Genomic DNA, 19,515 nt, shown 5'->3' with positions numbered 1-19,515 from the left:
AATGAAAAACGAATTGACAGATAATTATTTAAGCAAAGCATTTCAAAACGACAAATTGGACTGTACCCCTGATTCGTCTATTAAATCGCGGCTCGACTACACCTTTATGCTTAAAGAAAGTCAAAATAAAATTCGGCAAAATTCGTTTTTGGGTTTATTTACATGGATTTTTTCCGGGAAGAACCTCCCCTTAAAAGCAGCTTTTATTTCGCTGCTTGTGCTTTTATCTATTTTCAATTTTCAGCAAAAGCCCGGGAATTTTGAATCTCCGGTTGTTGACTCTGCTTCCGTGTTAACGATTCCGTTTAACATTGATTCTGTTACAAATAAACCCTTCAAAAGCGACACCTGTTCATTCCCCGGAATATAGCAGTTTCTGATTTTCAGAAAAATAACATTTTGCCAGCTACCTAAAATATTCAGAAAAACCGGACTCACAGACCTTTGTTAAAAACCATTGCCAGACTTTCAAAATTCTTTCCTGCATTCGGAAATTCTTTGTCCAGTTTTTGTTGCCCGATGATATGCAAAAGCTGCTGATAGTAAAACATATCGGTCATAATATCAGTCTTTAAACGGTCGCGTTGACTTGCTTCAAATTGCGCATAATAGCTTAAGTTCTCCTGCACCGAATACACAAAATCTTTCAGATAATTGATCCCGTCTTCCGTTAAACCTGCTTCAAACAACAAATTAGTAAGTTGTAATGAATAACTGTTATGATGAAAAACCTGTGTTGGAAATAATAAAATGCTTTTGTTTAACACTTCACAAGCCTTTTCTTTTTCTCCTTCTTCAAGGAGGGCTTTGGCCAATGAATTAAATGCATTTTGCAACTGAAATACGCCCGCATTATAAACCGTAAAATAATCGATATTTACATCAGGTTTATCTATATTCCCCCAGGCAAAATCGTTCATCAGTTGGGTATATAAACGCCCGGTATTGGCAGGTGGATTATCCAAAATACTCTTCACTTTATTTTCCACCGGAACCAATTGATAAACCAAGCCATCCTGATGCAGATAATTTAAAAGTCCGTGATTTTGCGCTTCCAACTTCGAAACAAAACAGATCGGACGTGATATAGCGTTTGAAACCACGATATCCCAAAAAGCCAATTCATGTTTATACAACACCTCCCTGTTTTTTAACGAAACGGGAATTGTTCCAGTTTTACTTTGGGCAGAAACATTAAAATATAATTCAGCGGCCGGTATAAAACTTAATGAATCACCATTCCGGGTTTGAAGTTTTGTTCCCTCTGCATCGCTGGAAACAAACTTCAAAACCTCTAAAAAATTCACTTTTTCCTGAATTTTATGCTGAACCGAAACATAATCCAATTTTCCCTCGTCAATCTTTTTTTGGGGAAGATTCATTTTCAAACCGTCACTTCTGTTTTTTTGCATTTTCAACTGATTGATAAACCAGTTAGCACTCACAAAAGGCATAACAACAATCCGAACATCGGGTCTGATTTCTTCAACTTCCTGACAATACAAAAGCGGATACGTATCGTTGTCTCCACTAGTAAACAAAATCGTATTCTCGGGACAGGAGTTTAAAATATTGGCTGCAAAATCACGTGCAGCATAACGGTTCGACCGATTGTGATCATTAAAATTCTGTGAAAATAACAGAGTAGGACTACCCAAAAAAACAATTATAAAAAGGAGTACCGTTGTTATTTTAGATGACAATTTTTCGGGCAACCATTCTGCAATTGCCATAAAACCAAAACCAATCCAAATACTAAAAACCATAAAACTACCCACAAAAACATAATCGCGTTCACGGGGAACAAGCGGAATTTCATTTATATAAACCACCAAACCCAACCCGGCCAGCAAAAACAACGACAAAGCGCAGTAAAACATCATCTTACTTTTTTTGAAAAAAAACACAGCTCCTAAAATTCCCAATAAAAACGGAATAAAAAAGTAGGTATTTCTGGCCCGGTTATTCCTCATCCACTCCGGTTGGTTATCCTGCGGACCTAAACGCAACTGATCAATCGGTTTTATCCCTGAAATCCAGTTTCCCCTGGTTGGTTCTCCCCTCCCTTTGATATCATTTTGGCGCCCCACAAAATTCCACATAAAATACCGCCAGAACATATGCCCGACCTGAAAACGAACAAAAAATGCCAGCTGTTCACCCAAGCCCGGAACCGTCAACACTTCCGATTTTCCGTCCCGGTTCTGTACCCGAACTTTTTTCCCTGTAATATTCACCCAGCTTTTATAGGCTTTTTCATGACCCGGCGAGTTACTATACATCCGTGGAAAAAAAGTACAGGTTTCAGGTGCATAAATATATGCAGAAGGAAGGTCGCGTTCAACATATCGCTGCCCGTCAAAATCTTTCGTTTTTCGCTCTTCTACTCCGATTACAGGTGAATTAAAATTTTCGCCATACAAAAGTGGCCTTTTCGGATATTGTTCGCGGTTTAAATAATCAATCAAAGAAAAAACATTATCGGGTTCACCAAAATTTACAGGCGGGCCTGCCTGCGATCGAATCAGATTTACTGCATAAACTGAAAAGCCCGACAAAACAAGTGCCACCGAGAAAATAGCAAGCGAAACGTTTACGCTTCCCTTTTTTTGAAAAAAACGGATACCCAATGCTGATGCAACACCCCAGGTTAAAACAGCGAAAATCAGCCCCGAATTTAAAGGCAGATGCAAATTGTTGATAAAAATAATTTCTGACACCGACAAAAACCACATGGTTGCCGGAACTAAAATATACAGCACCGATAACAATAAAAAGCAGCCCAAAACAAACGACAACAAAATATTTTTAACAGAAACTTTATATGATTTCAGAAAAACAATCATTGTTATCGAAGGAATTATAAGCAAATTCAACAAATGTACGCCCAGCCCCAGACCGACCAAAATGGCAATAAACAAAAGCCAGCGGTTATTTTCCGGCTCTCCAAAACCGGCTTCCCATTTTAAAGCAGCCCAAAAACCGGCCGAAAGAAAAAACATGGAAAGTGCATAAACCTCACCCTCTACTGCAGAAAACCAAAACGAATCAGTAAAAGCAAATGTGAGCGAACCGATTATGCCGCAACCAATAACTAAAAAGGCATTATTATTCATTTTCTTCGCCATAAAAACTATAATTTGGAAAAGAAAAAAAACAGTTCCAGCACTAAAAAGTCCTGACATCAAATTAATTGACCAGGCAATTTTTTGCGGATTGCCAAATGACAAAAACGTAAAGATTCTGCCTAAAAGGACAAACAAAGGTGACCCCGACGGATGGTTTACTTCCAGCTTATTCGCCGAAAGAATAAATTCACTGCAATCCCAAAAACTGGTTGTTGGCTCAAGTGTTATATAATAGGTGAGAAACGATAAAATAAAAACAATGATGCCGGAGATATAAAATAATGATTTAAATTTCATTTTTCTTCAACAGTACACTTTACTGCAGAAAAGTTCAAATTCATCGAAAAGTAATTATTTTTGTAAGGCATCAAAAAAGAACAAATTATTGGAAAAACAAATCTATCTTGAAGGGATTGACCCGTTGGAGTTTTACGGGATCAACAATGTAAAAATAAACCTTATAAAAAAACTTTTCCCTAAAATAAATATTGCCGCACGTGGTAACTCACTCTTTGTTCAGGGTGAAGAAAAAGAGATAAAACAGTTTGAGAAAAAATTTGCACTCCTGCTCAACCACTTTTTTCAATACAATATTTTAACGGAAGAAATTATTCTGGAAATCCTTGCATCGGGCGTATCAACTTTTGAAGAAAACGGAACGTCGGAGAAAGACATTATTGTTTTTGGAAATTCAGGAAAACCAATTCGGGCGAGAACTCCCAACCAGCGAATTCTGGTAGAGGAAAGTGAAGAAAACGATTTAATTTTCGCCATTGGTCCTGCCGGAACAGGAAAAACATATACGGCTATCGGACTGGCTGTAAAAGCGCTAAAAAATAAACAAATAAAAAAGATAATTCTCAGCCGACCTGCTGTGGAAGCCGGAGAAAACCTGGGGTTCCTTCCCGGTGATTTAAAAGAGAAAATTGACCCGTACTTACAACCGCTCTATGATGCGTTGCAGGATATGATTCCACCCAAAAAGCTCGAGGAGTTTATGAAAGACGGAACCATCCAGATTGCTCCGCTGGCGTTTATGCGGGGCCGAACTTTAAGCAACGCCTTTGTTATTCTGGACGAAGCACAAAACACTACGGTTAACCAGCTAAAAATGTTCCTTACAAGGATGGGGCTGAACGCCAAGTTTATCATTACAGGAGATGTAACCCAAATTGATTTGCCCAGAAAAAGTCATTCAGGACTATTACATGCATTAAAAATTCTGAGAAAGATTAAGTCAATTTCAATTATTGAGTTTAACAAAAAAGATATAGTAAGGCACAGACTGGTTCGCGATATTGTTGATGCTTACGACAAATATTCTGAAGAAGCAGAAATAAAAAAAGAAAAAGTCAGGGCAAATAGAGACAAGAACAAAGAAAAATAATCAACGTTATATCAGTAACAAAAAAATAATAATATGAGCAACGCATTAACAAAAACAGATTTCAATTTTCCGGGACAAAAAAATGTTTACCACGGAAAAGTTAGAGATGTTTATAATATCAACGACGACTTTTTAGTAATGGTCGTCTCCGATCGTATTTCAGCATTTGATGTAGTTTTGCCCAAAGGTATTCCGTTTAAAGGACAGGTTTTAAACCAGATTGCAGAAAAATTTCTGAATGCTACAGCCGACATCGTTCCGAACTGGAAAATTGCATCGCCGGACCCAAATGTAACTGTTGGCCATTTTTGCGAACCTTATAAAGTTGAAATGGTTATTCGTGGCTATCTCACAGGTCATGCATGGCGTGAATACCGCGACGGGAAACGTTCATTGTGTGGTGTACCAATGCCGGATGGAATGGTTGAAAACCAAAAGTTTGAGGAGCCAATATTGACGCCAACCACCAAAGCAGACGAAGGTCACGATGAAGATATTTCGCGCGATGAAATTATTGCGCAGGGATTGGTTGATAAAGCTGAATACGAAATGCTGGAAGATTACACCCGGAAATTGTTTCAACGAGGTACTGAAATTGCAGCAGAAAAGGGGTTGATACTCGTGGATACAAAATATGAATTTGGTAAAAAAGACGGTAAAATCTACCTTATCGACGAAATTCATACTCCCGATTCTTCACGCTATTTTTATGCTGAAGGTTACGAAGAAAGACTTGCCAAAGGCGAAAAACAAAAACAACTTTCGAAAGAATTTGTACGCCAGTGGTTAATTGAAAATGGTTTCCAGGGAAAAGAAGGACAAACCATTCCTGAGATGTCAGAAGAATTTATAAACTCGGTTTCTGAGCGTTACATCGAACTTTTCGAAAACATTACAGGTGATACTTTTCAAAAATCGGACACTGCAAAAATCAACGACAGAATTGAGGCTTCGGTGAATGAATTCTTAAAAGAAAAAGCTTAATTATTCAAAATATTCAGCGGGTGAACATGAATCACCCGCTGAATAAGAAAAGTAGAAATAAACAACAATGAAACAAATCATTTTTATCGCCTTCTTATTCCTTTTTACAGGAAGTATGTTTGCACAGGATGAGTTTACAATGGCAAAAAAAGGTGAAAAAGCGCCTGATTTTACTTTTGAAACGGCACCTGGAAAAATGCAGAAACTTTCTGATTTTAAAGGGAAAGTGGTTTGGATCAACTTTTTTGCAACATGGTGCCCTCCCTGCAGAAAAGAACTTCCTCATCTTCAGAAAGAAGTTTACGACAAATACAAAGACAACAAAGATTTTGTGTTAATTATTTTAGGCCGTGAACACAGCTGGGATGAGATAAACACGTTCACAAGCGAACAGGGATTTACGATGCCGTTTTCGCCGGATCCTGACAGGAAAGTTTTTTCGATTTATGCCAAACAAAATATTCCGCGTAATTTCATCATCAATAAGGATGGAAAAATCGTAGAATCGTCGATTGGTTTTGAAGAGAAAGAATTTAATGCAATGAAGGAAAAAGTTGAAAATTTGCTGAAATAATACAAACAAGGATAAAATTTAACCGGGCATTTCACCCGTTTTTTTAGGCTTTATTCTTAATAAAATACCTCTACCAGATCATCCAGGTTGGTAACTTTCGAGTTCGAATCGTTTGTTGTTGCTGCAATCACCATTTTCTTTTCAGGAAAAATCATCAGATTACTTGTTCCGCCAACCGAACCTCCGGTGTGTCCGAAATACTTTCTTCCATAACTGGTTTCGCGGACAGCAAATCCCATTCCGTAGCCCGTTTTTTTGCCATCGTTTGTTTTTTGCGAAGTCGTTAATTCTTTCGTTACTTCTTCCGAGAACAATACATTATCCAGTATTGCATTTCCAAATTTTACCAAATCCTCCGTTGTTGAAAGAAAACCACCGCCGGCCCATTTGTAACTGTTATCAACATATGGAGCATTAATATCTTTTCCGTCTTCCGTTGTTGCGTAATATCCTGAACGAAACGGAACAATGGAATCGTGATATTCAGGAAGCGTCTGTGTCATTTGCAGCGGATCAAACACTGCCTTTTTCATATAACTCAAAAACTCTTCGCCCGACGCAGCTTCCATCACAGCGCTTAACAAATTAAATCCGTAACTGGAATATCTATACTTTGTTCCGGGTTCAAAAAGTAGTGTGTCGTTTTTGAAAATATCAAGTCCTTCCTCAACGGTTTCATAATATTTTGACGAAAGAAATTCAGTTCCGTTGTAGTGCCGAATCCCCGCAACATGACCGGCCACTTGCCGCACAGTTATCGGATATTTCTTTTCAGGAAAATCAGGTACATATTTCCGGACATGCGCATCCAAATCAATTTTTCCTTGTCTCATTAGAACCCCCAAACCTGCAGCCGTTAATGCTTTTGAAATACTTCCAATCCGGAAACGGGTTTTATCGGGATAAACCGGCGTTTGTTGTTCCAGGTTACCATAGCCAAAACCTTCCGACATAATTATTTTACCGTCGATAGAAACGGTTACCGACCAGCCCACCGACTGGCCTTCTTCTTTTAAATTTTGAATCAGCGTTTCAGCCTCAGCAATTTTGGGCTCTTTAGTACCGCAGGAAAACAGAAAAAATGAAAAAAAAAGAAAAGTTACAATGATTGCTTTCATATTCCTTTCTATTTATTGATATTATAAAGCTTTATTTGATTCAACCATAACGCAGGTTTTGCCCAATCCGATGAAAAAAGAGCCCCTCACGAATATAGGGATACAGTAAATTGCGCCATACTAAACTTCATTCCTTCTGCAAAAGACACCTGACGCTCTGTTAAAAAATCAAAACTAAGGAAAAACACACATATTTTTAAATATTCCCATTTGAATTTATAAAAGATAATAGATGATTTTCAAACTAATTTTCAGAATAAAAACTCTTTTTTGCTCTTTATTGTTGAAATAATTATTTTTGCGCCACAATTTTTTTGATATTTTCAAAATGCATTTATACAACAGAGTCAATAAAGAGGAGCTGAAACAAAGGTTACAGAAAGAAACCTTTGAGCGAAAAACCATTTCGTTTTATAAATATCACTATCTGGAAAACCCGCAGGAATTTAGAGACAATATTTTCCGCGACTGGTTTCCGCTGGATTGTTTCGGGCGAATTTACGTAGCACGCGAAGGAATTAATGCGCAAATGAGTGTGCCGGAACATCATTTTGAAGCTTTTTTGCAAACACTTGAGAAGTATAAAATTTTACAAGGAATTCCAATAAAATATGCCATCGAAGACGACGGAAAATCGTTTTATAAACTCACCATAAAAGTGCGCCCAAAATTGGTTGCCGATGGTTTGGATGACGGAGCTTACGATGTTACAAACGTTGGAAAACATTTGACCGGCCTGGAATTTCACAATTACATCGGTCAGGAAAATACAGTTGTTGTAGATATGCGCAATTTTTACGAAAGTGAAATTGGCCATTTTGAAGGAGCAATTTGTCCGGAGGCAGATACGTTTCGCGAAGAATTGGAGATTGTAACTGATTTGCTGGAAGACAAAAAAGACAAAAAAATTCTGTTGTATTGCACCGGTGGAATTCGCTGCGAAAAAGCCAGCGCCTATTTGAAACATAACGGTTTTGAAGATGTAAACCAGCTTCATGGAGGCGTTTTGGAATATGCGCGCCAAATAAAAGCGGCTGAGCTTCAACCAAAATTTATTGGTAAAAACTTTGTTTTTGACGAACGCATGGGCGAAAGTGTAAGCGGGGAAGTTATTTCTCATTGCCACCAGTGTGGAAAACCTTGCGACACGCATACCAACTGCGCCAATGATAGTTGTCATCTGCTTTTTATTCAGTGCGACGAATGCCGTGAAAAATACGACGGATGTTGCACACCCGAATGTACAGAAGAAAAAGCCGGTCATAATCACGCAGCCCAAAATCGCTACATTTTTGGGAATAGCCGAAAGTATAGAAAAAGTTTAGCATTAGTCAGAGCAGAGAAGAAGTCAGAAGCTCCAATAAGCAAATAACAAAACTCAAATAACAACAACTTCAAGCTTAATGAATTTTTGATTTGAATGATTTGAAGCTTGTTTTTTGGAGATTTAAATTTTACATGTTTTTTGATGATTGAGATTTGATAATTTTGCATCGCGATGAATAATTTCTGGAGAGAATATAAAGAACCAGTTTTTTCCCTTGCCCCCATGGAAGACGTGACGGACACTGTTTTTCGTGAAATAGTAATGGGCATGACAACTCCCGGAAAACTTCATGTAGTTTTTACAGAATTTACCTCAGTGGAAGGAATGAATCATCCGGTAGGTCGGGAACGTGTTTCTGAACGCCTGATTGTAAACGACTCAGAACGTGAATTGCTGCAAAAATTAAACATCAAACTGGTTGCTCAAATTTGGGGACGAAATCCGGAGATTTACCACAACATTGCCAAATATATTTCCAAGAATTATCAGTTCGACGGAATTGATATCAACATGGGGTGCCCGGTAAAAAAGGTGTTTAAAATTGGTGCGTGCAGTGCGTTGATTGGCGAACCGGAACTCGCAAAAGAAATTGTTCTGGCAACCAAGGAAGGCACCCAGCTTCCTGTGAGTGTAAAAACCCGAACAGGAATAAAACAGCATCAAACAGAAGAATGGATCTCGAATTTATTGGAAGTAAATCCGGCAGCCATAATTTTACACGGACGCACACAACGCCAGCAATCGGAAGGCAATGCCAACTGGGAAGAAATTGCAAAAGCCGTACAGCTAAAAAATGAAAAAAAACCGGAAATTCCGCTACACGGAAACGGCGATATTTTTTCTTACAAACAAGGCTTGCAACGCATGGAAGAAACCGGAGTAAATGGCATAATGGTTGGGCGCGGAATCTTTCAGAATCCCTGGTTTTTTATGCCTGAAAAAACGGAAATTTCGAAAGAAGAACGAATTCATAAATTAATAGCTCACACAAAACTTTTTGAAAAGACCTGGAGCCCCGAAAAAAACTTCAACATTTTGAAACGTTTTTATAAAATCTATCTCAACAGTTTTGAAGGCGCAGCAAAATTACGCGCCGACTTAATGAATGTAAAAAATTACGACGAAGTGTATTCTTATTTTACATAACACATTCCTTCTCATTTTCAAAAATAAAATTTTATCCATCCTCAAAAAATGATACATTCGCAAAAATCATTTTATCTAAACCAATTATGCGAATTCTATCCACTTTATTTTTCCTGTTTCTTTTCGCAGGTATTTCAACACAGTCAGTCGCAAAAAAACTTCCGGGAGTTGCCGTTAATTATTCCAATCCTGAAAGTGAAATTTATTTGGGCAGCCCTAGCATTGCGATTCTTGGCGATGGAACCTATGTAGTGAGTAATGATTATTTTGGAAAAATTGACGGAAAATCCAGAAATGGATCGGTATTTCAATCTAAAAACAAAGGAAAAAGCTGGGAAAAAATTGCTGATGTAAAAGGTATGTTCTGGTCGAACCTGTTTGTTTTGAATAATGAACTTTATTTATTGGGAACCGACGGACAGTACGGCAATTTTGTAATTCGCAAAAGTACAGACGGTGGACACACGTGGACAACTCCAAAAGATAAAAACTCTGGTTTGCTTCGCGATGATTTTGAATACCACACTGCGGCTATGCCGGTAATTATAAAAGATGGAAGAATTTACAGGGCAACTGAAGTTCGGAATCCGCCGGAAAAATGGGGTGTTAATTTTGAATCGTTGGTTTTGTCGGCACCAGTGAACAGCGATTTATTAAAAGCTAAAAACTGGACCGCTTCAAATCATATTCACTACAATCCGGAGTGGCCTGTTGGAGATGCCTGGCTGGAAGGAAATGCGGTAAAAACAGCAGACAATGAAATTGTAAATATACTGCGCGTAAATGAAAAAAAGAACGGCGATTACGCAGCTATTATTAATATTTCCGAAGAAGGAAAAAAAGCAGAATTTAACCCGAAAGAAGGTTTTATCCATTTCCCGGGCGGTTGCAAAAAATTTACAATTCGTTACGATGAAAAATCAAAAAGATACTGGACATTAACCAATTTCAAAAAAGACATTGGCTATAATCCGGAAAGAACCCGAAATTGTTTGTCGCTGGCTTCGTCGCCCGACCTAAAAGCCTGGACCGTTCATGAACATGTCATTTATAATCCGGATTACTTTGCACATGGATTTCAATATGCCGACTGGCTAATTGATGGAGACGATATGGTTGCCGTTATCCGCACAGCTTTCGACGATGGGAAAGTACCTGCGCACAATTGCCACGACTCCAATTATATTCTTTTCAAACGAATAAAAAATTTCAAAGATTTCGAGAAATCAGAAATTGCTAAATATCACAACTGATACTGCTTCTAAAGATTTAAATATTTCAGAAACTCTTCGCGAACAGATTTGTCTTTGAATTTTCCTGAGTATTCTGCGGTAACCGTTGTGCTGCTTTCATCTCTAATTCCGCGGCATGATACACACATGTGTTTTGCATCGATAACAACCGCAACGTCTTCGGTTTTCAGAATCTTTTTTAATTCACTGGCAATTTGCACTGTTAAACGCTCCTGTACTTGCGGGCGGCGTGCAAAATAATCAACAATCCGGTTTATCTTTGAAAGCCCAATAACCTGACCACTTGAAAAATAAGCAACGTGCGCTTTCCCAACAATGGGTAAAAAGTGATGCTCGCAAAACGAATTCATGTTAATATCTTTCTCCACTAACATTTCACCGTATTTGAATTTATTTTCAAAAACCGAAATGGCCGGTTTGTTTTTGGGATCCAATCCATAAAAAATCTCCTGCACAAACATTTTTGCCACCCGGCGCGGAGAGCCACTCAAACTATCATCAGTTAAATCGAGGCCAAGTGTGTCCATTATATCGCGAAATTTATCCTCAATAATTTCCATCTTCTTCTTGTCCGACAAAACAAAAGCATCCTTTTTTAACGGCGTTTCTATTGAAGTTGCAATATGATTGTCACCGATAACAGCATGTCCGTTCAATTTTTCTTTTGAATGCCCGTTACCGTTGATTTTAGTGTTCCCATTTATTTTTTTAAGTACAATTCCTTCTTTCATCGTTTCCTGCTTCAATTATTTAACAAAATCGAAAACGATATTTAAAACAGACGACAGAGTGTTTTGTTTAAGATTAGTTTACATTTTTTTAAACAAATCTATTTTCGTCTTATTAAAATCAAAATTCCCTGGCTTTTACACATCAGTTCTGAAAAAGAATTAGAACTGAGAGCAAGAAGTGCAGCACGGTAAAGTATTTTTTCAAAACAATTGGTTATTTTAGGGCTGTAAAGATTATTTTCAAACCATAAAACCTAGTTCTGTTATGAAAAAAGTTCCAATAATTCTTTTACTTATATTTTCCACTAATTTTATATTTGCTCAACAGGAGGAAGATAACAGCGATTTCCTAAACCTTAATAAAACAGAACGTCTGGAATGGTTCAGGGAACTGGGGTTTGGGATGTTTATTCATTTTAGTTTCGACAGTCAGCTGGGAATTGTCATCAGTCATTCCATGGCCGGTGCTTCCGACGATTACTTAAACCGTTTTGTAAACGAATTGCCCAAAACATTTAATCCGAAAGATTACGATCCGGAAGAAATTGCCAATCTGGCTAAACTTGCCGGAATGAAATACATTGTTTTTACAACAAAACACCATTCCGGCTTTTGTATGTGGGATACCAAAACAACCGATTTCAACATAACCAATACCCCGTATGGGAAAGACCTGATAAAAGAATACGTTGACGCCACCAGAGAAGCAGGATTAGCGGTCGGATTTTATTTTTCGCCGGAGGACTTTAACTTTTTATATGAAAACGATTTACCGGTAAGACGAAGATTCCCTGATCCAATTCCACAAAACATAATGGCAAAATACCTGGAATTGGTTGAGTTGCAATGCATGGAGCTAATGGCACAATATGGTGAAATTGATGTTATCTTTTTTGACGGGGGCGAGGGTCCTTTACAGGAAAAATGTAAAGAAGTAGTATGGGAACTCCAACCCAATATTGTTGTAACACGGGGAGCTATTCAAACACCGGAACAAACTCTTTTGGGAATTGCATCTGATGAACCATGGGAATCGTGTATTACCATGGGAACCCAATGGGCTTACAAACCAACAAATGAGGAATATAAAACCGGAGCACGTTTAATCGAAATATTGATTGAAACCCGTGCAAAAGGAGGAAATTTATTATTAAATGTTGGGCCAAAACCTGATGGAGAACTTCCGGAACAACAGGAAGAAAATCTGCGTGAAATGGCCGCCTGGAACTTTATAAATGGCGAGTCTGTAGAGAAAGTCAGTTCTTGGATTCTTCCCAATGAAGGTGACATTTGGTTTACATGGAAACCGGAGGAAAAAACACTGTACGCATTTCTAACAAAAATCTCTGATTGGGAGAAAGGAACACGACGGGAGTTTACTCTAAAATCAGTGACTGCAAATGAAAATACCGGAGTGAGTGTGTTGGGGCAATCAGGCGAATTGGTAGAATATCAGCCATCAACCGATGCAAAAACTTATTTTGAACAAAAAGAAGACGGACTTCAGATTTCGTGCGTACGTGCGCAACGGATTTATAACAACAGCAAATGGACAAATCCGGTTGTTTTGAAACTAAGCAATGTGGAGCCCGCACTTGTACCTCCGGTTGTGCTTACAAAAAATGCTGAAATAACAACAGGAACTACTGAATCTCTGGTTTTTAATGGTGAAGTAGTAAAAATGGGGGATGGAAAAAAATTGAAAGTCGGTTTTCAATATCGCGAATATGCCGGCTTTGTAGAAGAATTGTATTCAGATGAATGGAAAGAAACACAAACTATCCAGATTTCGACAAACAGCGAATTCAGCATAAAACCAAATCTGAAAACATCAGGAAAAGAATATCAGGTAAGAGCATTTATCGACCATCCAAAATTGAGGGTATACGGCGATATTGTCAGAGTTAAGTTTTAATCTACTCCTTTTACTTTCAATTTAATTGTATAGACTGAAGTTCTGGCAGTAATAAAAAGAATATTTCGTTTTTTACCTCCGAAACAAACATTTGAAGGTTTTTCCGGGACTTCGATTTCCTGCACCAGTTCACCTGTTGGAGAGTAAACCCACACCTTTCCCGACGTAAGGTAAATATTTCCTGCATTGTCAACGGTCATGCCGTCAGAACCTTTGGGGGCAAAAAAGGTTTTGTTTGCCAAACTACCATCGGGTTGAACATCATATTTCCAGATTTTGCCGTCGTTAATATCGGAAACATAGAGAATTTTACCGCTGGGTGTACCAATCAAACCATTGGGCTGTTTAAAATCGTCAATTACACGTATTATTTTCCCGTTTGGATTCAAATAGTAAACACCCCTCACCTCCTGCTCTTCACCACGACCTTTCTCCCACCATTTGCGATGATAATAGGGATCTGAAAAATAAATCCCGCCGTCCGGAGCAATCCACAAATCGTTGGGTGCATTTAGCAATTTCCCGTTATATCCTTCGTGAAGGATATTTAGTGTCTTATTCGCATCAAAATAAGCCAGTTGATTATATAAATCAGCACAGGTAACCAATTCACCCTTTTTATTAAAGTACAATCCATTGGAACGGTTCGTGCCTTCCAACCAAAGCGAGATTCCTTCTTTCTCATCCCAAACATAAATTTTGTCGTTGGGCTGATCTGTAAAATATACACGCCCATCGGGTGCCACCGCAGGCCCCTCGGTAAAAGAATAACCTGTTCCTGCTTTTTCAACCTGAGCCCCACGAATAGTATAATTCTTGCTTTGTCCAAAAACTACAGAATAAAGTATGATTACAAAAAAAAGTAAGAGACCCAATTTTTTCATTTTGTGTTGATTTAATATGATAAATTTATGTATTCTTTCCGAAGTAGCAATCAACTCGAGTTTGGATTTGGTATATTTGGGGCAGTATCTAAAATAATATAATATCTAAATCAACCAAAATCATGAAGAAGTCTCAAATTACTTACTTTCTTTTTGTATTTCTGTTTGTTATTTCCGCATCAAGTTCCAAGGCTGAAATAACTCTACCTGCCATTTTTGGCGACCATATGGTTTTACAGCAACAAACCGATGCGGCTATTTGGGGAACAGCATCTGCCAATAAAACGGTAAAAGTTACCACTTCGTGGAACAACAAAAACTATTCAACAAAAGCCGATTCCGACGGGAAGTGGAAAGTAAAAGTTTCAACTCCTGTAGCAGGCGGTCCGTTTTCAATCTCCATTTCTGACGGAAAAACAAAAAAATTAAACAATGTTCTAATAGGCGAAGTATGGGTTTGCTCAGGGCAGTCGAACATGCAGATGACAATGTCAGGCTATTTTAACCAACCGATTTTAAACGCCAACGAAGATATTGCAACTTCGGCAAACGAATCCATACATCTATTCACAGTTAAACGTGAAAAAAGTATGGAAGTAAGTAACGACTTTACAGGTGAATGGCTGGAATGTGTTCCTGAAAATGTGGCCGACTTTAGTGCCGCCGCTTATTATTTTGGAAGAATGATTCAGAAAGCGCTGGATGTTCCGGTTGGGCTTATTTGCTCCAGTTGGGGAGGAACCCGGATAGAACCATGGATGAGTGAAAGCGGTGTCAAAAATTTCGATTTTGTAAATCTGCCGGATAAAAACATGACCGGTGATTTTTCACAGCAAACACCGACTGTCTTATTTAACAAAATGATTGCACCCATGGTAGGATATGCGATTGCCGGTGGTTTGTGGTACCAGGGAGAAGCCAACAGAAACCAACCTAAAGAATATGAAAAACTGTTGCCCGGACTGGTTGAAAACTGGCGAGATGAATGGGGAATTGGCGATTTCTCGTTTTATTATGTACAAATTGCTCCCTACGATTACGGACAGGCTGGTATGAATTCAGCATTTATCCGTGAGGCAATGCTAAATGCTGCCGATGATATTCCCAATATCGGGATGGCCTGTGTAATAGATGCCGGCGAAAAATATTGTATACACCCTGCAAACAAGGAAGCCGCAGGTGAAAGACTGGCCTATCTTGCCTTGGCTAAAACTTACGGGAAAAGTGGTTTTGAATATTCAGGGCCTGTTTTGAAGGATATGACAGTTGAAGGACAAGTTGTAAAACTTACCTTTGACCACGCAAAAAACGGTCTGACTACTTTTGGGAAGAAACTGGAAAACTTTGAAATTGCCGGAAACAACAAACGATTTTATCCGGCTGAAGCATTTATCACCCGCCAGGGAATTACTGTGTTTTCGCCCCAGGTTGGCGAACCTGTAGCCGTGAGATATGCTTTTAAAGATTTTGTAGTTGGTGAGTTATACAACACAGAAGGACTGCCGGCGTCATCTTTCCGAACTGACGACTGGGAAAATTAAAATTTGAAACGGGAAAATTTTATTTTAGACTATATCCCGGAAAAAATTCCATCAGTTGAATTGCTGATGGAATTTTTTTTATCTCTTTTATCAAATTAATTTACTGCCCCAAAAAGCATCATTAACCGACAAAAACCAACCACTCGTTGTTTTTTGACTTTGATTTCCTTTTAGCTTTCCTCAAATTTGAAGCGAAAACAGAAAACAATTTGCAACCTTCTTTCATTTTCACTGTCGTTAGACAGTAGAAGCTATGAAAACAATTAAACAATTTCGCAATGAAACAAATCTTACTTGTTCTGCCTTTTTTGTGTCTTTTTCTAAAAACATATTCACAAAATTCAACAGTAAGCGGCTATATTAAGGATGCCGCAAGCGGAGAAGCGCTGATTGGCGCCACCTGTTATATCCCTGGATTACAAACCGGTGTTACTTCAAATCAATATGGTTTTTATTCGTTAACCCTGCCAACCGGGAACCACAAGATCAACTTTTCTTTTATCGGCTACGAAACACAATCAATTGGCGTTGATTTGAAAGAAAATAAAGTGCTTAACATCTCGTTGGCAGAAGACAGCAAACAACTTGAAGACGTAGTAGTTACCGGAACCAGACGAGACAGAAATATCGAAAGCACCGAAATGAGCATGGAGAAGATTTCGGTAAAGCTGGTAAAAAAGCTTCCTTCGTTTATGGGAGAGGTAGATGTTTTGAAAACCATAACTCTTCTTCCCGGAATCCAAAACGGAGGAGAGGGAAGTTCTGGTTTGTATGTTCGGGGTGGTGGCCCTGACGAAAACTTAATGATTCTGGACGAGGCACCTGTTTACAACGCTTCTCATTTAATGGGTTTCTTTTCCGTCTTTAATTCCGATGCGATTAAGGATATTGAAGTATACAAAGGCGGAATCCCCTCAAAATACGGAGGAAAAGCATCCTCTGTTGTGGATATTCGCATGAAAGACGGAAACATCAACAAATTTCACGGACAGGCCGGAATCGGAAACATATCAAGCCGCCTGACCTTGGAAGGACCGGTAATTAAGGATAAATGGAGTTTTATTGTATCAGGCAGAAGAACCTATGCTGATGTAGTTGGAAGAATGTTGGGACTGGATGAACTCAAAGAAAACAAGTTGTATTTTTATGATTTAAATTTAAAAACCAATATCCAGTTTTCACACAAAGACCGACTGTATATTTCAGCCTACACCGGCGACGATAATTTCAAACTGGGAGAATCGATTTATATGCGCTGGGGAAACGTGACAGGAACGGCCCGCTGGAACCACATTTTTGGAAACAAACTCTTTTCGAATACTTCATTTATTTATTCCAATTATGGTTATAAACTGGGTGTACCGGGAAATTCGGCTGACCAATTTGACTGGGATTCACATATCAAAGATTACAATTTCAAAGAAGATTTTTCGTGGTTCTTAAATGCCAACAACAGGATTAATTTTGGAATTAATATTATCAAACACCATTTTGAACCCGGTAATATCGACGCGAATGAAAACTCATTCTTTGAACCTTTACAGCTTACCAACTACAATGCTGTTGACGGAGCCGTTTACGCTTCAAATGAACAAAAAATTGGTCGTTTGCTCACCGTAAAATATGGATTCAGATTATCTGCCTTTCAACAAATTGGAGTAGGAAAAGAAAGAGAGTATCAGGATGAGAATGCTCCAAATGCAGATGAAGTTATCAGTGAAACTTCATACAAAAAAGGAGAACGGATTGGCTCTCCCTATATTCATCTTGAACCCAGAGTATCACTTAAATTAACCACAGGTGAAACCAGCTCGATAAAAGCATCTTACAACCGGATGGTACAGAATCTGCATCTCATTTCAAATACAACTTCACCGACTCCGCTTGACATATGGTTGCCAACGAGTAAATATATCAAACCATTGATTGCCGACCAAATTGCAGCAGGCTATTTCCGCAATTTTGGGAATAATGCCATTGAGACTTCTGTTGAGGTGTATTATAAAGACATGAAGAATGTACTCGACTACAAAGACGGAGCTGAACTCTTTTTAAACGAAGACCTGGAAACGGAGCTTTTAACCGGAACCGGATATGCTTACGGCATGGAAATGCTGATAAAAAAACAGGAGGGGCGGTTTACAGGATGGGCGAGCTACACGCTGGCAAAAGCAATGCGAAAAATCCCGGGAATCAACAATGGCGAAGAGTATCCTTCGACCTACGATCGAACCCATGATCTGTCGTTGGTTTTAAACTACGAAGTCAGTAAACAACTTTCAGTGGCAGCTAACTGGGTTTTTTCGACCGGAAATCCGATAACTTATCCGGTTGCAAAATACGACGTACAGGGAAATACGATGTTTTATTACTCAAAGCGGAACGGGAACCGAATTCCTGATTACCACAGAATGGATCTCTCTTTCACCTATGACTCCAAAAAAAATGAACACCGAAAAGTAAAACGTTCTTTAAATGTTTCTTTTTATAACGTTTATGCACGCAGAAATGCCTATTCAATTTATTTCAGACCCAATGAGGATAATCCGAATATCACTGAAGCTGTAAGGCTTTCAATTATCGGGACAGTTATCCCATCAGTAACCTATAATATCACTTTTTAAACTCGAAATCATGAAAAACAAAATTTATATAATTCTGGCTTCCATTTTATTTGCCTTAAGCGCGTGCGAAGATGTTGTGGAAGTAAAGCTCAGCGACGAAGATGTAGATTTATATGCTGTTGAAGCTAAAATTACAACCGAAAATAACCCCTACGTATTTGTTTATAAAACGCAGGTTGTAAGCTCGGACCAATCGTACGAGGGTTTAAGCAATGCAGTTGTTACTATTTCTGATAATTCTGTACCTTCCAACACCATTCAGTTGTTCGAAAGTACTGAAACCACAGGCCTTTATATGCCTGCTGAAAACGAAACCTATTTTGGTGAAACCGGCAAAGAATACACCGTCAGCATTTCAACTGATGGCACTACAATAACCGGAAGTGATTTATTATCTCAGGTTGAACCTATCGATTCTATTCAGGTGCACTCCTCTCTCCGCGGCGACCACCGCTTTTTGGGGGTGTTTACTTTTGGAAATGAAACTCCTGGTCTCGGGAATTATTATAAATGGGACATTTACATCAACGATGAATTATTAAATGAAGCTGAATACCTGATGGTGGTCAACGATGAGCTTGTGGATGGAAATTATGTAAACGGTTTTGAAATTTTCACTGATTTTCATGACCCAAATGAGGAGTCAGAAAGACTATTAAATCTTGGAGATACCGTGCAGGTAAAACAAACATCCATTTCGGAATTTGCTTACTACTACTATTATCAGATGTTGAACCAAAGCATGTCAGGAGGAATGTTTAGCGTCCCTCCTGCCAATATCGAAAGTAATTTTACAGCAAGCGACGGCAGCACTGTTTTAGGACTTTTTACGGCACATGACGTTTCCACTTCAAATATTGTTCTTATTGATGAAACGATTGAAAGTCAGCTAAAGGATTAATA

General features: G+C 38.5%; 15 protein-coding genes. 11 read left to right on the top strand and 4 right to left on the bottom strand.

Annotated features, from left to right (window positions below; all coding sequences use genetic code 11):
• The first annotated feature begins 1 nt into the window (after nucleotide 1).
• Nucleotides 2-370 (top strand): hypothetical protein, encoded by a 369-nt coding sequence (locus tag K5G00_RS14205; RefSeq protein WP_238766839.1) that lies wholly within the window; start codon nucleotides 2-4, stop codon nucleotides 368-370.
• 64 nt (nucleotides 371-434) lie between these two features.
• Here K5G00_RS14205 and K5G00_RS14200 read toward each other — a convergent pair whose 3' ends face one another.
• Entirely contained in the window at nucleotides 435-3,425 is a 2,991-nt protein-coding gene (locus K5G00_RS14200) for a glycosyltransferase family 117 protein (RefSeq protein WP_238766838.1), read from the bottom strand.
• A gap of 88 nt (nucleotides 3,426-3,513) precedes the next feature.
• Here K5G00_RS14200 and K5G00_RS14195 point away from each other — a divergent pair, with 88 nt between their 5' ends.
• The 3 genes from K5G00_RS14195 (at nucleotide 3,514) to K5G00_RS14185 (ending at nucleotide 6,073) form a co-directional block, all read left to right on the top strand.
• Nucleotides 3,514-4,515, top strand: a complete 1,002-nt coding sequence (locus K5G00_RS14195; protein WP_238766837.1) for a PhoH family protein — start codon at nucleotides 3,514-3,516, stop codon at nucleotides 4,513-4,515.
• 33 nt (nucleotides 4,516-4,548) lie between these two features.
• Complete coding sequence (locus K5G00_RS14190) at nucleotides 4,549-5,499, top strand: phosphoribosylaminoimidazolesuccinocarboxamide synthase (RefSeq protein ID WP_238766836.1); 951 nt, start codon at nucleotides 4,549-4,551, stop codon at nucleotides 5,497-5,499.
• A gap of 67 nt (nucleotides 5,500-5,566) precedes the next feature.
• On the top strand, nucleotides 5,567-6,073 hold the full coding sequence (locus K5G00_RS14185) for a TlpA family protein disulfide reductase (RefSeq protein ID WP_238766835.1): 507 nt from the start codon (nucleotides 5,567-5,569) through the stop codon (nucleotides 6,071-6,073).
• Between the two features lie 56 nt (nucleotides 6,074-6,129).
• Here K5G00_RS14185 and K5G00_RS14180 read toward each other — a convergent pair whose 3' ends face one another.
• Nucleotides 6,130-7,191: a serine hydrolase domain-containing protein gene (locus K5G00_RS14180; protein ID WP_238766834.1), complete on the bottom strand. Its 1,062-nt coding sequence runs from the start codon at nucleotides 7,189-7,191 to the stop codon at nucleotides 6,130-6,132.
• Between the two features lie 328 nt (nucleotides 7,192-7,519).
• On the opposite strand from K5G00_RS14180, the gene trhO reads away from it, so the two are divergent.
• The 3 genes from trhO to K5G00_RS14165 all read left to right on the top strand — a co-directional run bounded on the left by trhO (nucleotide 7,520) and on the right by K5G00_RS14165 (nucleotide 10,917).
• Entirely contained in the window at nucleotides 7,520-8,563 is a 1,044-nt protein-coding gene (gene trhO / locus K5G00_RS14175; RefSeq protein WP_238766833.1) for an oxygen-dependent tRNA uridine(34) hydroxylase TrhO, read from the top strand.
• Nucleotides 8,564-8,689: 126 nt separating this feature from the next.
• The gene (locus K5G00_RS14170; protein ID WP_238766832.1) at nucleotides 8,690-9,664 is read left to right on the top strand and encodes a tRNA dihydrouridine synthase; all 975 of its coding nucleotides are present in this window, start codon (nucleotides 8,690-8,692) and stop codon (nucleotides 9,662-9,664) included.
• An 86-nt stretch (nucleotides 9,665-9,750) separates the two neighbouring features.
• Nucleotides 9,751-10,917, top strand: a complete 1,167-nt coding sequence (locus K5G00_RS14165) for a sialidase family protein (protein ID WP_238766831.1) — start codon at nucleotides 9,751-9,753, stop codon at nucleotides 10,915-10,917.
• Nucleotides 10,918-10,925: 8 nt separating this feature from the next.
• Here the strand turns inward: K5G00_RS14165 and folE are convergent, their stop codons facing one another.
• On the bottom strand, nucleotides 10,926-11,648 hold the full coding sequence (gene folE / locus K5G00_RS14160; RefSeq protein ID WP_238766830.1) for a GTP cyclohydrolase I FolE: 723 nt from the start codon (nucleotides 11,646-11,648) through the stop codon (nucleotides 10,926-10,928).
• A 265-nt stretch (nucleotides 11,649-11,913) separates the two neighbouring features.
• Between folE and K5G00_RS14155 the strand changes: the two genes are divergently transcribed.
• On the top strand, nucleotides 11,914-13,563 hold the full coding sequence (locus tag K5G00_RS14155; protein ID WP_238766829.1) for an alpha-L-fucosidase: 1,650 nt from the start codon (nucleotides 11,914-11,916) through the stop codon (nucleotides 13,561-13,563).
• Here the strand turns inward: K5G00_RS14155 and K5G00_RS14150 are convergent.
• Nucleotides 13,560-14,447, bottom strand: coding sequence for an SMP-30/gluconolactonase/LRE family protein (locus tag K5G00_RS14150; protein ID WP_238766828.1), 888 nt, complete (start codon nucleotides 14,445-14,447; stop codon nucleotides 13,560-13,562). The two genes, K5G00_RS14155 and K5G00_RS14150, sit on opposite strands and share 4 nt — an antisense overlap.
• Nucleotides 14,448-14,569: 122 nt before the next feature.
• Between K5G00_RS14150 and K5G00_RS14145 the strand changes: the two genes are divergently transcribed.
• From K5G00_RS14145 to K5G00_RS14135, 3 genes are all read left to right on the top strand, one after another.
• Nucleotides 14,570-15,988 carry a sialate O-acetylesterase gene (locus tag K5G00_RS14145; protein WP_238766827.1) on the top strand — a complete coding sequence of 473 codons (1,419 nt, stop codon included), beginning with the start codon at nucleotides 14,570-14,572 and terminating at the stop codon, nucleotides 15,986-15,988.
• Nucleotides 15,989-16,266: 278 nt separating this feature from the next.
• Nucleotides 16,267-18,612 carry a TonB-dependent receptor gene (locus K5G00_RS14140; RefSeq protein WP_238766826.1) on the top strand — a complete coding sequence of 782 codons (2,346 nt, stop codon included), beginning with the start codon at nucleotides 16,267-16,269 and terminating at the stop codon, nucleotides 18,610-18,612.
• 10 nt (nucleotides 18,613-18,622) lie between these two features.
• Nucleotides 18,623-19,513: a DUF4249 domain-containing protein gene (locus tag K5G00_RS14135; protein WP_238766825.1), complete on the top strand. Its 891-nt coding sequence runs from the start codon at nucleotides 18,623-18,625 to the stop codon at nucleotides 19,511-19,513.
• Nucleotides 19,514-19,515 lie beyond the last annotated feature (2 nt).

It is taken from the genome of Maribellus maritimus (assembly GCF_022267315.1).
Taxonomy (GTDB): Bacteria; Bacteroidota; Bacteroidia; order Bacteroidales; family Prolixibacteraceae; genus Draconibacterium; species Draconibacterium maritimum.
The sequence above is the reverse complement of the archived record's forward strand: the minus strand, read 5'-3'. Positions and strand labels throughout refer to the sequence as shown.